This window comes from Mesorhizobium sp. M1027 (assembly GCF_040318745.1).
GTDB lineage: Bacteria > Pseudomonadota > Alphaproteobacteria > Rhizobiales > Rhizobiaceae > Mesorhizobium.
Genome location: NZ_JAMYMW010000008.1, coordinates 109,590 through 123,291, shown reverse-complemented (window position 1 = coordinate 123,291; position 13,702 = coordinate 109,590). Strand labels below are relative to the sequence as shown.

The following is a 13,702-nucleotide window of genomic DNA, read 5'->3' as shown; positions in this document are numbered from 1 at the left end:
TCTGTCACCAAAACACCTGCGAGCCAAAACAGGATGGTCACCCTGTTTTGGGCGTGCCCTCATGCGCGCCGCTCGTCAGGCAAAGCCGGGAACCGGCTTGGTCTTGCCGCTCAGTTGCGCGCCCAATGTCAGCGCCTGCGGGAAATTCCGGACGATCGCCGCCATCGCGGTGGCGCTGCCGGGGCGAAGGGCAATTCCGGCAATAGCAGCGGCAGCGTAGACCCGGGTCGAAAACAGTCTTTTCCAGGCCGCCTCGTAGCGTCTGGCGGCGGCCTCGCGCCCCGCTTGGCCACTTGGCGCGGATGCGAGTTCGCTAGCCAGCAGCCAGCCGGACTGAAGCGCCATCGAGATGCCCTCGGCGATAACGGGATGAGACTCTCCGGCTGCATTGCCGACCCGGAAGATGTCCTGTTCGTAGCAGGAGCGAATTCCCGGCCGGATCGGACCCGCGGCAAGCCACGGGCCGTCGAGGTGCGCCGGTTCCAGGGCGCCTCGCACGCCCCGGCATGAATTCATGACATGGCGTGAGACGACATCGGCGGCCGACACATGGCCCAGGTATTCGGGATCATGTTGTTTACGCAGCCGCGCGAGCACATCGCGGCGAATGCAGCACGAGATCGACAACCGTCCATGATCCGCCGAGACCATGCCGCCATAGCCGCCGGGAAAAGCCAGCAGAGGCATCAAATCCGGTGCGAGCGACGACCCGGTGAAATGCGCCTTGAAGCCGAGCAAGTCCGACGGCCGATTGGTCTTTGCGAGCTGGCTGGGTAATGGTCCCGGCTCCCAGGAGCCGTGTGCGGCGACAATCACCGGCGCACGCAACATCACCGCTTCATCCCCGGCCTGAACTCGTACACGTTGCATCTCACCATCCCGGTCGATGGCGACGGCGCGGCAGGGCTGGAAGATTTCGACGCCCGCCGATCGCGCCGCCTGTAGAAGCAGAGAGTCGAGAATGTCCCGGCCGAGCGCCCGGCCGAAGCCGTGTTTCGCACGAGACCCAGCTCCTGCACCAGGCATTGCAGCCTCGACGGAGGTCTCACCGGAAAACAAACCGACGCGGCGGATTTCGGGGCCGGCATTGGCACGCCAGGCATCGCCGATCTCCAGCTGGTCGAGAAGCGCAAGATTGCTTGCCGAGATGTATTCGCCGCAGACCTTGCGGCGCGGAAATGCGGTCTTCTCCACAATGGCCGCGGCCCATCCGCGCCGGGCCAGCGTGAGCGCGACAGATGTGCCCGCCGGGCCGGCGCCTATGATGATCGCATCATGGGTCGACAATCGCGTCATGGCTCGTTACTGGCGCTGGCGCCGACGAAGATATGGGAAAACAGGCCAGCGCGCCGTTCCTCGACCGGTTTGCCGTTGGCCGCAAGCCAGAGGCCGGAAAGCTCGCTGCCGCGAAAGCCGGCACGCACGCTCTGAGCCGCGTCGTTTCGTGTGACGTCGTTGGCGCCGATTGCCGGGAGAAGACGGGTCGCGGCCAGCGCCAGTTTCGCCCGCAGCGGCTCTGTCGCGATGAGCAACGGGGCTTTCGGCCTGATCAGCGAAAACAGACGCACGAGCTTCGCATCGTCGAGATGATGCAGAAACAGATTGACGGTCATGGCATCGAACCGCACGCCCTCGATCTTTCCTGCCCAGTCGAAGACATCGGCGGTGACGCCTTCGGCCTTCCATCCCAGCCTGTCGAAATCACCGCGCAGTTGCGCCGTGACAAGGTCGACGCGGTCGAGCATTACCAGTTCGACCCCGGGCCAATGCCTGGCCATGCGCCGCGCCACCGCCAGCATGAAGGAACCATCGCCGGCGCCGATCTCCAGGATGCGGCGTGGCGGCGTTGGCACGAACCTCCTGAGCAACGACGTCATGATCGGCGCCTGAAACATCAGCATGTTGATGCGACGAAGGTCGCGGCGCGCGACAAGCGCTCGCGGATCGTCGGCAGCAAGTCCGTCGAGGATTTCCGGCGCAAGCTGCCGACGCTCCAGGCCGCTCATGACACCGTTCGAAAGAGCATGGTTTCCGCCGTCAATCCTGGTCCGAACGACATGCCGCAGCCGAGCAGGCCGGGTGGCGCCTTCAACATCTCCTTCATCACGAACATGACGGTCGCGGACGACATGTTCCCATACCGGCGCAACACCTCGCGCGATGGGTCCAGCGCGGTGGACACCAGTTTCAGGGCCCTTTCGACGGCGTCGAGAACCGAACGTCCACCCGGGTGCACGGCCCAAAGGTCGATGTCTTCCGCCGATCGACCGCCGAGGATGGCGGCCTGGTTGCTCCGCAACGCTTCATGAATGGCTGCCGGAACCTGGCCGGAAAGAACCATTTCGAAGCCGTGGTCGCGAATGTTCCAGCGCATCAGCTCCCGCCGCTCCCTCGCCACCAGACAGTGAAAGCTATCGAGCTCGATGCCGGCCGGCTCGGCGGTCACGAGCGCGGCCGCGCAGCCGTCACCCCAAAGGCAGAACGACAGCAGTTTTTCGAGTTCAGTGGTTTCGCGCAGATGCATCGTGCAGAGCTCGATATTGACCAGCAGGACCTTGGCCTGTGGGTCGGAGCGGACGATGTGGTGGGCCAGCTTGAGGCCGTTGATTGCCGCGTAGCAACCCATGAACCCGATCATCGTGCGTTCGACACTATCCGGCAGCCCACACCGGGCAACCAGTTCGAGATCGATGCCCGGCGCCGAAAAACCGGTGCAGGTGGTGACGATCAAATGGGTGATGCGGGAGGCGTCGTCGCCAAGCTGCAATCCGTCGATGCCCTTTTGCGCCAGAACAGGTGCTGCATCGTCGAACATTGCCATTCTCATCGCCGTTCCGGGAAACGCACCGCGGATGAACGTCCCCGCTAGGTCGGCGGACGGTCCCTCGGGGTCGGACGCCGGCGCAAAGCAGGAATAGCGGTGCTCGATGCCGGCAAGATCGGCCATGCGTTCGAAGATCCTCCGGCGATCGGCCGCGAGCATCGAGGCCGCAAAACGCAGGTAGAATTGATGAACCTCGTGCTCCGGCACCGCTGTCGCGATCCGGTTGATATAGGCTTTGACGGACATATTCTGTCTCCTCGGCGTATGCACGGTGTGCCGCCGGAGGGTCTTTGGTTATTGACACCGATGTCGAACACCGGATTGAGCTGTTCGATAAACGTTTCCGAAAACTGATTTCTTCCCGAAGGTTCAGCACGTGCTGTTGGCAGGCAAACGGTTGGAGCCGGTGGGCGGTTGCGTCGGGCATCCAAAATCGCCACATCATGTTGACCTTCCATCTACTGGAAGGTCTATTTCCTCTGACAAAGGAGATTTCCGCCATGAACATCGGTATCGCATCCGAAAAATCCGGCCTGCCGTCCAAGACGATCCGTTATTACGAGGACATCGGGCTCTTGCATCCGGCCCGGACAGACAATGGCTATCGCGATTACTCGACGGCCGATATTCACCGGCTGCGCTTCCTGCAGCGCTCGCGAAGCCTGGGGTTTTCGGTCGACGAATGCCGCCAGTTGCTCTCGCTGTACCAGGACAGGGAACGTGACAGCGCCGACGTGAAGGCGATCGCGAAAGCCAAGCTGGTGGAGATCGAAAGGAAGATCGCCGAACTGGTCGGATTGCGCGGCTTGCTCCACCATCTGGTCAGTCACTGCCACGGCGACGAGCGGCCGGATTGCCCGATCATCGACGAGCTGGCGGGACAAGGCATGGCGCAGTGAGGCTCGCAGCTGCTGCAACAGTGCTGTCGCTTGCCTGCGTCTCTGTCGTACTCGCCGCCGCCCATTCGGACCGTGATGCGGTCATCGAGGCTCGCCAGACCTCGATGAAGGAAATGGCCGAGGCGGCAGAGACGATCGCCGGGATGTTCGACGGCAAGCGGGCATACGACGCCGCAGCCTTCAAGGCGGCGGCCGAGACCATCCGCGCCCGCACCGGCTCTGCCTTGATTGCCGGATTCCCCAGCGCGACGTTGGGTGCGCCTTCAGGCGCCAAGCCGGATATCGACCCCGCCCGCGCGGAGTTCGAAGCACTGGCTCGTCATATCGGGACGCTGGCCCGCGCTCTGGCCTCCGACGCCGAGCAGGCGCCGCCGCGCATCACCGACGACATGAGAATGGGGTCCGGCCTGGCGATGGGCGGTGGCAGCCTGCTTGGCAAGCGACCATCACTCGCGGAAGCCGATCCCACTAAATTGCCGGCGGAGCACCTCCTGCATCTAATCTTGCAGGATTGCTCGAGCTGTCACTCGAAGTTTCGGCAAAGGGTCGAGTGATGGCCGGCTGGACGCCAGCCGGCAAGATTCGACCATCGGTCCTGGGTCAGTTTCTGTGCCTAGTTGTGCCGCCAGATCTTGTATGCCGAAATGACCAGGATTGCGGCCAAGATTGGCAAGAGAACTTGCTCCGGCACAATGCCGAGCAGCAAGCCCCCGATGAACGTTCCGACAATTGAACCCGCTGCCATGACAAGCAAGAACGTCTTGTTCCTGCCGATCAGTGAAAAGCTTTGATCCCGGCTGTAGCGGGTGAAGCCCACGAGCATGGTTGGCAAGCTCACCGCAAGCGACAGAGAGCCCGCCAGCTTAATATCGGCGCCGAACAGGAGAACCAGTGTCGGGATAAGAAGCTCGCCTCCTGCCACGCCTAGCAGAGATGCCACGATGCCGATTGCAAAGCCGGCAATGATGCCGGCGACGATCAGTGCCGCACCACTGAACAGCGGTTTGCCTGTCGCGCTCGGGTCGTGACCAAAGACCAGAACGATAGCGATCAACACCAGCAAACCGGCAATCACCCTGTAGAGCGTTTGCGACTTCAATTTCGTTGCCCATCCTGCTCCGAACCAAGCGCCTAGAAGGCTGCCGGTCAACAGATTGAGTATGATCGGCCATTGCGCCGCGACGGAAGGCAGCGGCACCGCCGCTGCTCGGAACGGCAATGCCGTGGCGACGACGACCAAACTGGTCGCCTTGTTCAGGATCACAGCTTCGAGGGCGGCAAAGCGAAACAGGCCAATCAGGAACGGAAGGCGGAACTCTGCCCCGCCAAGCCCAATCAGTCCACCAAGCGAACCGACGCCAGTTCCAATGATAAAGGGAAAGATTCCACGTCGAATTGTCATCCGCCCATATGCTGCGAAGGCATCGAAGTTTTCAACCAGCGCGACTTTATACGTTCCGCTCTGGATTACTCAGCAGTCCATTCGAAGTTCCGGCAAAAGGTCGAGTGATAGCGTCAGCTCCGCAGCTGCTGATCCGCCATGAAACTGCGCCAGCCGCCGAAATGCGAGATCTCCTTTGCATCGGTGAGGCCGGCACTTTCGACGAGGAAGCCTTTTGGCGACGTTCCATCGTCGAGCAGAAGCGTCCCGATGCCGAGCGGCGGCGGGATCGCGGCGACGAAGCGCCCGAAGGCTTGCGGCGAGAGCCGCCAGACTTCGACCTCGATCGCTGTCCCCTTGCCATTGCAGGTCCGCTCGAGCCCCGGTCGCGGCACCGACTGGCCGGCAAGCGCGTAAAGCCGGTAGAGCGGCGCCGTTCTCGCAGCCCGCGCGAACATTGCGCCGAGCTGCTGCAGCTGGCCGTTCAACGCCATCCCCGACAGATGCGCGCCGACCACGGCCAGCTCGATCGTGCCTTCATCCACGTCCGCGCGAGCATTGCCACGCGGCGGCAGCGGCCAGCCGGTAGCGCCCAGCGAAAGGCCGCTTGCCGCATGCACGTCGCGCGCAAGCGACGCCGTCAGATGGTCCTTGCCCGCCGCGGCAAGCAAGGTGATGCTCATCGGCAAACCGTCGCTACGAGTTCCGCTCGGCACCGAAATGCCGCACATGTCGAGCAGATTGACGAAATTGGTGTAGGTGCCGAGCCGGCTGTTGGTGACGATGGGGTCAGCCAACACCGCTTCAACCGTGTAATGCGTCGGCGCGGTCGGCACGCAGAAAAGATCGACCATGGCGATGACCGGCGCAACCTTGGCCTTATAGCCTTGCAAGGCATAGAGCCCGTTGAAAGCGTCCGCCGCCGAAAGCTTTCGCGCACCGCCGATGATCTGCCGTGTCACCGGATGCATGGCCGCCTCGTTGGCTTCCATGAAGTCCTTGATCGCGGCGTAACGCTCCGCCACCCAGGCGCCTTCGTAAAGCAGATTGGCGGTGGCGTAGAAATCGCCGAACGGGATTTCGACCAGCCTGCAGCCCAGCTCTTCCAGCGCGGCAAGAGCGGCCTCGAAGCCCGCCTGCATCGCCTGGTCGCCGAAGAACGTCCAGTCGGCCCTGGCCGGCACGCCGACCGTCAGCACCGGCGGGCGCGCGGCAAGGGCCTGAATGGCGAAGTCGCGCGAATAGGGATCGGCGTTGTCCTTTGCCGCCGCGATCTCGAACACCCTGTAGGCGTCGTCGACGGTGAACGCGAACACCGAGACGCAGTCTAGTGTCCGGCAGGCCGGCACGACGCCGGCGGCCGACAGCGCGCCGACGCTCGGCTTCAGCCCGATAATGTTGTTAAGGCCGGCGGGTATGCGCCCCGAGCCGGCGGTGTCGGTGCCGAGCGCGAACGAGACGATGCCGCGTGCCGTCGCCACGGCCGAGCCGCAAGACGAGCCGCCCGGCACCAGTTTTGGATCGATCGCGTTCCTCGGGATCGGATAGGGCGTGCGCACGCCGACGAGGCCGGTGGCGAACTGGTCGAGATTGCTCTTGCCGACGACCAGCGCGCCGGCGGCCTTGAGGCGTGCGACGACGTTAGCGTCTTTTACCGGCAAGTAGGCATATTCCGCACATGCTGCCGTCGTCGGCATGCCGGCGACATCGATGTTGTCCTTGACCGCGAATGGTACGCCCCACAGCGGCTTTGCCACGGGGTCGAACGGGCCGAGCTTTTCTGCTTCGGCAAGCATCTCCGCCCTGCTCGCCAGATGAATGAAGATGCCCGGATCGTCGGCTGTCGCAAGCCGCGCATGGATCGTATCGATCACCTCGCCGATGCCGACGCCGGCCTGATAGGCGGCGTGCAAGCTCGCTATATCGAAGCGGATGTCGCTCATTTGGCCTCGTCCAGAATGACTACCGGCAGGTTCCACTGGATGAGTACGACGCAGCCGTCTTTTGTCCACACCGAATGCTCGGTTCCGACCGGGTTCAGGATCACGCTGCCCGCGGCATAATCGCCGTTCTCGTCGCTCTGTGTGCCTTCCAGCACGATGATCGTTTCCAGCCCGGCATGGCGATGACGCGGCACGCCGGCGCCCGCCCGGTAGTTCAGGATCGCCACCGACGGTTCCGTCGGTCCGCCCTTGAGCAGCCAATGCACTGTAATGCCATCGCGGAAACGCTCGAACGGCAGGTCGCGCCAGCCCCCTTGAATGAGAGCCCGGTATGCAATGTTAGGCATTGGAAATTCCCTCGAGCACCTGATCGGTCGTTGCGGTCCAGCCGACGATGGCGCCCTGCGCCCTGATCATGGCCAGCGCTGCCGCCTTGAACTCGGGAAAATAGCTCTCCGTCGCATCGTCGGCGAGCAGGCAATCATAGCCGCGGTCGTTGGCCTCGCGCATCGTCGTCTGCACGCAGACCTCCGTCGTCACTCCGGCAAAGACCAATTGCTGTGCGCCGAGCCGCTTTAGGTCGTCGCCGAAGGTGGTGGCATAGAATGCGCCCTTGCCGGGTTTTTCGATGACGATCTCGCCAGGCAGTGGCGCAAGTTCATCGAGGATCGCCGTTCCCGGCTCGCCCACGATCAGCAGGCGACCCATCGGCCCGACGTCGCCGATCCGTATCGATGGGTTGCCGCGGTTGCGCTTGGCCGGCGGCAGATCCGAAAGGTCTGCCTTGTGGCACTCCATCGTGTGGATCACCGGCAGGCCGGCGGTGCGGAACCCCTCGATCAGCCTCTTCACCGTCGGCACAATCGCCGTGACCCGGCTGACGTCGTTGCCGAGGCTGGCGCCGAAGCCGCCCGGCTCGGCGAAATCGCGCTGCATGTCGATGACGACCAGCGCCATCGTCTCAGGCTTGAAGGCAAACGGAAACGGCAGCGCCTCGATCTCCGCCATCAATGATGTCCCGCCATGTGCTCGCCAATCGTCTGCACGCTCGCCTGCGCGATCGGCGTCTCGTAGACCAGCGCACCGTCGGACATGACGAAGATGCGGTCCGAAAGTTCAAGCAGTTCGTCGAGGTCCTCCGACATCAGAAGCACCGCGGCGCCGGCATTGCGCGCCTTCATGATACGGGCGCGGATTTCGGCCACGGCGGAGAAGTCGAGGCCGAAACACGGGTTGGAGACGATCAGAAGATCGACTTCGCCGGTCAGCTCGCGCGCCAGCACCGCGCGCTGCACATTGCCGCCCGACAGCGACGAAATCGGCGAAGCGAGCGAGGCGGTCTTGACCTTGAACTGTTCAACCAGACGCGCCGCGTAGTCCCTGATCGCGCTCATCCTGATCCAGCTGACCGGCTTGCCGGCCTCGTCGAGGTCGAAGGTCCGGAAGGCCATGTTTTCCGCGACCGTCATCTTCGGTGCGCAGGCATTGCGCAACGGTTCCTCCGGAATGAAGCGGACATTGAGCGTGCGCGCCTCGCTGCGGCTGGCGCCATAGGGCGAGCCCTTCACCAGAATGTCGCCGGCATTGCGCGCCCGCTGTCCGGCAAGGACTTCGAGAAACTCCTTCTGGCCGTTGCCGGAAATGCCGGCAACGCCGACGATCTCGCCGGACTTAACATCGAGTTCGCCGATGTCGATGGTTTTCAAGCCGGTGCGGTCGGGCGCCTTTAGCGACTTCACCGTAAGCACCTGCCGGGCTCCAGCCGGCACCGGAGCACGACTGTCGAGCGCTGAAATCGGCTGGTCGCCGATCATCATCGCCGCCATCTGCTTGTGGGAAAGGTCGGAGACCTTCCCGGTTCCGGTCAGTCTGCCCTTGCGCAGCACTGTGATGTCGTCGGCAAACGCCGTCACCTCGTGGAATTTATGCGAGATCATCAGCACCGTAAGGTCGCCGCTCCTTGTCATGTCGCGCACCAGCCCAAGCACCTCCTGCGCTTCGCCGGGAGTGAGCACCGAGGTCGGCTCGTCGAGCACCAGGAAACTGCGGCCGAGATAGAGCTGCTTGATGATTTCGAGCTTCTGCTTCTCGCCGGCCGCGAGTTCGGCCACCTTGACGTCGAGCGGCAGCTTGAACGGCATACGCTGCATGAATTGCGCAAGTGCGGCGCGCTCTTTGCGCCAGTCGATGACCCCGGGCACCTTCTCGCGCGAAATAACCAGATTCTCCGCGCCGGTCAGCGACGGGACGAGCGTGAAATGCTGATAGACCATGCCGAGCCCTAGCGCCGAAGCGTCCTTGGGACTGGCGATCGCGACCTCGCGGCCTTCGACCAGCATGTCGCCGGCGGTCGGGTGATAAAAACCCATCATGCATTTGACCAGCGTCGACTTGCCGGCGCCGTTTTCGCCGAGCAGCGCATGGAACGATCCCGCCGGCACCTTTATCGAGACGTCGTCCAGCGCGGTGAAGGCGCCGAAGCGCATGGTCATGCCGATGGTCTCGACGCCGACGGCTTTCTTGGCTCCGCTCAAGATCGTGTCCTCACGGCAGCTGCGCGACGAAGGATGCCGAGTTCGACACCGCGCCGAACACGCCGCCCTGCATCTTGATCATCTTGATCGCGGCAAGATGGTTGCCGTAATCGGTCGCGCCGCAGCAATCCTCCAGCATCACGCATTCGAAGCCGCGATCGTTGGCCTCGCGCATCGTCGTGTGGACGCAGACATCGGTGGTGATGCCGGTCAGCACGATGTTTTCGATGCCGCGCTGGTGCAGGATCAGTTCGAGGTCGGTGGCGCAGAACGAGCCCTTGCCCGGCTTGTCGATGATCGGTTCGCCCACCGCCGGATAGAGGTCGGGGATGATGTCCCAGCCGGGTTCGCCGCGCACCAGGATGCGCCCGCATGGTCCGGGGTCGCCGATGCCGGCATTGATGCGGCGCGAGCGCCAGCGCTTGTTGGCCGGCAGGTCGGCGAGATCGGGCCGGTGGCCCTCGCGCGTGTGGATGATGGTGTAGCCCTTGGCCCGCATGGCTGCGAGCACCGACTTGATCGGCTCGATCGGCGCCCGCACCAGCGAAAGATCGTAGCCCATATGATCGACATAGCCGCCCGGCCCGCAGAAATCGGTCTGCATGTCGATGATGATCAGCGCCGTATTGTCTGGCCGCAGCTCGCCATTATAGGGCCATGGATAGGGATCGGCATCGATGTAGCGCTGGGTGATCTCGGCTCTGGCGTTCATCGGAAAAACTCCAGTTATTTGGTGATCGACAATTCGCCCGGCGCGCCGGCAAGCGAGCGGCTCGGCGACGAGGTGGCGATCATGATGATGAGCGTGAGGATGTAAGGCGCGGCGTAGAAGAGATAGTAGCCCTGCGTCACCCCGACCGATTGCAGTGCCGGGCCCAGCGCGCCCGCACCGCCGAACAATAGTGCCGCGGCAAAGCAGCCGAGCGGATTCCAGCGCGCGAAGATGACCAGCGCCACCGCCATCAGGCCCTGCCCCGACGAGATGCGTTCGGTCCAGCTGCCGGGATAATAGAGCGACAGATAGGCGCCGCCGATGCCAGCAAGCGCACCGCCGACACCTGTCGCAAGCAGGCGCACGGTGTTGGGATTGAGGCCCATGGCGCGCGCCGCATCGGAGCTGTCGCCGACGACGCGCACGATCAGGCCGGCGCGGGTGTTGCGGAACGCCCACCATAGGAACACGGCAAGTGCGGCACCAATCAGGAACAGGATGTTGACGTTGAGCGCCGCCTGCACCTGCGGGATATCCGACCAGCCACCGAAGGCGATGGCCGGCAGGTCTGGTGCCGAGGGCTGGATAAACGGCTTGCCGAAGAAGAAGGCGAGACCGGAGCCGAACAGCATCAGCGCGATGCCGATGGCGATGTCGTTCACCCCGCGGAATTTGCAGATCCAGCCATGGAACAGGCCGAAGCAAAGACCGGCACCTGCGGCAGCCAGCAGACCGAGCCATGGCGAGCCGGTCATCACTGCGACCGCATAGGCGGTCATCGCACCGAAGACCAGCGTGCCTTCGAGGCCAAGATTGATGCGGCCGGAGCGCTCGGTGATGGCTTCGCCGAGCGAGACGAAGATGAAGGGCGTCGAAACGCGGATGGCGCCGCCGAGAATGGCGAGCGGCACGCCCCACAGGCCGATCTCGGTCGCGTCCATCAGGAGCCCCTCTTCCACAGATCGGGATTGAAGACCTTGAAGCGGCCGTAAAAGGTTTCGCTGAACAGGATGACGACGAAGAGCATGCCTTGCAGCACCAGCACGGTCGCGTCGGGCAGGTCCATGCGGCGCTGGATCAGCCCGCCAGAAGCGCCGATACCGCCGAGCAGGAAAGCGACCGGGATGATGGCGAGCGGATTGTGGCGGGCGAGGAAGGCGACGAGGATGCCGGTATAGCCATAGCCGGCGGCGAGCGAGGCGTTGGCGCTGCCTTGAACGGCGCCGACCTCCAGCATGCCGGCCAGCCCGGCGAAGCCGCCGGCGAGCCCGGTGAAGCCGACGATCAGCGGCCCGACGGCAAGCCCTTGCACCTGAGCTGCCCTGACATTGCCGCCGGCGATGCGGGCGGCAAACCCCCAGCGCGTCTTTTCGATCAACAGCCAGGACAAGACGCAGGCGAGAATGCCGACGACCAGGCCCCAGTGCACGTCCATGCCTGGAATGTTGCCGATGCGGTAGGCATCCGCCAGCGGCTCGGTCGAGGGTTTGTTGAGCGAAGCCGGATCGCGCAGAGGCCCTTCGACCAGATGGTTCATCAGCGCGATGGCGATATAGGCCATCAGCAGACTGGAGATGGTTTCGTTGACGGCGCGGTAGTGGCGGAGTGCGCCGACGGCACCGATCCAGATGCCGCCGGCGACCGCGCCCGCCACGCCCATCAGCAGGATGACCAGAAAAGCCGGCGCGCCATTCGCCGCGACGCCGATGGCGGCGGCGGCAACGCCGCCCAGCACGATCGCGCCTTCGCCGCCGATGACGACGAGGCCGAGCCGGGCCGGCAGCGCCACGCAGAGCGCTGCCAGCAAAAGCGGTGCTGCCCGTGACAGCGAGTTCTGGATCGAGAACCACGAGCCGAAGCCGCCGCGCCACATCGTCTCGTAGAGTTGCACCGGCGATTTGCCGACCAGCGCGATGAACACGCTGAACAGCGCCATGCCGACGATCAGTGCCGCGAGCGGTATGACGAAGGCTTCCGCCCGCCGCGCCGCCCATTCGAGCGCCGCCGGATAATTCCTGGCGCCAAACAGCGCCGGTGCGCCCGCAGTGCTGATCGTGTCTGCCATGGCCCCGTCTCCGATCCGGTTCAGGCGGTCGAACCGACGACGCCCTCGACCAGGTAGTCCATGCTTTCGAGTTCGAGCGCGGTCTCGGCGAAGGCCTGGCCTTCGGTCGCGACGACGACGCCCTTGTTGCTCTTCAGCGGACCCTTGATGACGGAAAAGCCGCCTTTCATCATTTCGGCCAGCGTGCCGTCGAACTGCTTGCGGGCGGCATCGCCGACGGCCGGGCCGAGCGGGCTCATCTTGACGAAGCCGTCGGCCAGGCCGCCGCGCGTGAAATTGGGCAGCGGCGTGCCCGCCACCAGATCGTCGACGAACATCTTGTAGACCTTGGCCCAGTTCCATTCCGCGCCGGTCAGGTATTTTTCCGGCGCCAGCGGGCTCTGGTTGGCATGATAGCCGCAGACGAAGGCGCCACGCCCGGCCGCCGTCTCGACCACCACCTTGGGGCTATCGACATGGCAGGTGATGACGTCGGCACCCTGGTCGACCAGCGCATTGGTGGCCTCGGCCTCCTTGACCGCTAGCGACCACTCGCCGGTGAAGATCACCTGGCAGGTGATGGTCGGGTCGACCGAGCGCGCGCCGAGCAGGAAGGAATTGATGTTGAGCAACACCTGCGGGATCGGCTTTGCCGCGACGAAGCCGAGCTTCTTGGTTTTGCTGGTGTGACCGGCGACGACGCCGTTCAGATACTGGCCCATGCCGATATAGCCGAAATAGGAACCGGCATTCATCGGATGCTTGTCCTTGTTCCACATGCCACCGCAATGGCGGAACTGCACGTCGGGGAATTTCGCGCACATGGCGAGCATGTGCGGATCGAAATAGCCGAACGAGGTCGGGAAGATCAGCGACGCACCGTCGAGATTGATCATCGATTCCATCGTCTTCTGCACGTCGACCGTCTCCGGCACGTTCTCCTCCTCGACGACGGAAATTCCTTCGATCCCCTTCAGCGTGGCGGCGCCTTCGGCATGCGCCTGGTTGTAGCCGTAATCGTCCTTTGGCCCGACATAGATGAAGCCGACAGTGGCCGTCGCGGCGAAGGCCCTGCTGATCGGAAACGATGCGGACGCAAGGCCGAGCGCCGCTCCGGCGGCGGAGGTCTTGAGCAGGTCGCGGCGGCTAAGCATGAATCTCTCGGACATTTGAATGCTCCCTCTATGGGGCCTTTGGGGCCGGTTAACACCTCAATGAGAGAAGTGTATGCAATCAGCATGCCAAGTTTCAGAAATGAGATTTATTCAGCAATATCAATGAGTGTGTCGATGTGGACTGCACAAAGCCGGAGCAATTGCATACACTTTTTGCCTCCAAAATCGCCAATTTGACATGAAGGCTAAA

Annotated in this window: 14 protein-coding genes; 2 read left to right on the top strand and 12 right to left on the bottom strand. The window is 63.6% G+C overall.

From position 1 onward, the window contains the following. Positions 1–75 precede the first annotated feature (75 nt). Genes NKH50_RS16860 through NKH50_RS16850 form a run of 3 tightly spaced genes read right to left on the bottom strand, consistent with a single transcriptional unit; the run spans position 76 to position 3,070 of the window. Entirely contained in the window at positions 76–1,296 is a 1,221-nt protein-coding gene (locus NKH50_RS16860; RefSeq protein WP_352879953.1) for an NAD(P)/FAD-dependent oxidoreductase, read from the bottom strand. Next, positions 1,293–2,006, bottom strand: coding sequence for a methyltransferase domain-containing protein (locus NKH50_RS16855; protein WP_352879951.1), 714 nt, complete (start codon positions 2,004–2,006; stop codon positions 1,293–1,295). Before NKH50_RS16855 ends, NKH50_RS16860 begins: the two co-directional genes overlap by 4 nt. Further along, positions 2,003–3,070, bottom strand: coding sequence for a type III polyketide synthase (locus NKH50_RS16850; RefSeq protein WP_352507106.1), 1,068 nt, complete (start codon positions 3,068–3,070; stop codon positions 2,003–2,005). The genes NKH50_RS16855 and NKH50_RS16850 overlap by 4 nt, the downstream gene beginning before the upstream one ends. Before the next feature lie 254 nt (positions 3,071–3,324). Between NKH50_RS16850 and cueR the strand changes: the two genes are divergently transcribed. Together cueR and NKH50_RS16840 are read left to right on the top strand one after the other, a co-directional pair. Continuing rightward, positions 3,325–3,723, top strand: coding sequence for a Cu(I)-responsive transcriptional regulator (cueR, locus tag NKH50_RS16845; RefSeq protein ID WP_352880223.1), 399 nt, complete (start codon positions 3,325–3,327; stop codon positions 3,721–3,723). After that, entirely contained in the window at positions 3,720–4,277 is a 558-nt protein-coding gene (locus NKH50_RS16840; protein ID WP_352879949.1) for a cytochrome c, read from the top strand. The genes cueR and NKH50_RS16840 overlap by 4 nt, the downstream gene beginning before the upstream one ends. A gap of 59 nt (positions 4,278–4,336) precedes the next feature. Here NKH50_RS16840 and NKH50_RS16835 read toward each other — a convergent pair whose 3' ends face one another. The 9 genes from NKH50_RS16835 to NKH50_RS16795 all read right to left on the bottom strand — a co-directional run bounded on the left by NKH50_RS16835 (position 4,337) and on the right by NKH50_RS16795 (position 13,506). Further along, positions 4,337–5,125, bottom strand: coding sequence for a sulfite exporter TauE/SafE family protein (locus NKH50_RS16835; protein ID WP_352879947.1), 789 nt, complete (start codon positions 5,123–5,125; stop codon positions 4,337–4,339). Between the two features lie 113 nt (positions 5,126–5,238). Further along, positions 5,239–7,047 carry an allophanate hydrolase gene (gene atzF / locus NKH50_RS16830; protein ID WP_352879945.1) on the bottom strand — a complete coding sequence of 603 codons (1,809 nt, stop codon included), beginning with the start codon at positions 7,045–7,047 and terminating at the stop codon, positions 5,239–5,241. Then, positions 7,044–7,394, bottom strand: coding sequence for a cupin domain-containing protein (locus tag NKH50_RS16825; protein ID WP_352879943.1), 351 nt, complete (start codon positions 7,392–7,394; stop codon positions 7,044–7,046). The genes atzF and NKH50_RS16825 overlap by 4 nt, the downstream gene beginning before the upstream one ends. Continuing rightward, positions 7,387–8,055, bottom strand: coding sequence for a cysteine hydrolase family protein (locus NKH50_RS16820; RefSeq protein WP_352507101.1), 669 nt, complete (start codon positions 8,053–8,055; stop codon positions 7,387–7,389). Before NKH50_RS16820 ends, NKH50_RS16825 begins: the two co-directional genes overlap by 8 nt. Continuing rightward, on the bottom strand, positions 8,055–9,539 hold the full coding sequence (locus NKH50_RS16815) for an ABC transporter ATP-binding protein (protein ID WP_352689630.1): 1,485 nt from the start codon (positions 9,537–9,539) through the stop codon (positions 8,055–8,057). Before NKH50_RS16815 ends, NKH50_RS16820 begins: the two co-directional genes overlap by 1 nt. A gap of 52 nt (positions 9,540–9,591) precedes the next feature. After that, on the bottom strand, positions 9,592–10,293 hold the full coding sequence (gene biuH / locus NKH50_RS16810; protein ID WP_254819471.1) for a biuret amidohydrolase: 702 nt from the start codon (positions 10,291–10,293) through the stop codon (positions 9,592–9,594). Between the two features lie 14 nt (positions 10,294–10,307). Further along, the gene (locus tag NKH50_RS16805; protein WP_352587285.1) at positions 10,308–11,234 is read right to left on the bottom strand and encodes an ABC transporter permease; all 927 of its coding nucleotides are present in this window, start codon (positions 11,232–11,234) and stop codon (positions 10,308–10,310) included. Beyond that, positions 11,234–12,358 carry an ABC transporter permease gene (locus NKH50_RS16800; RefSeq protein WP_352879940.1) on the bottom strand — a complete coding sequence of 375 codons (1,125 nt, stop codon included), beginning with the start codon at positions 12,356–12,358 and terminating at the stop codon, positions 11,234–11,236. The genes NKH50_RS16805 and NKH50_RS16800 overlap by 1 nt, the downstream gene beginning before the upstream one ends. 20 nt (positions 12,359–12,378) lie before the next feature. Continuing rightward, positions 12,379–13,506 (bottom strand): BMP family ABC transporter substrate-binding protein, encoded by a 1,128-nt coding sequence (locus tag NKH50_RS16795; protein WP_352467659.1) that lies wholly within the window; start codon positions 13,504–13,506, stop codon positions 12,379–12,381. Positions 13,507–13,702: the final 196 nt, after the last annotated feature.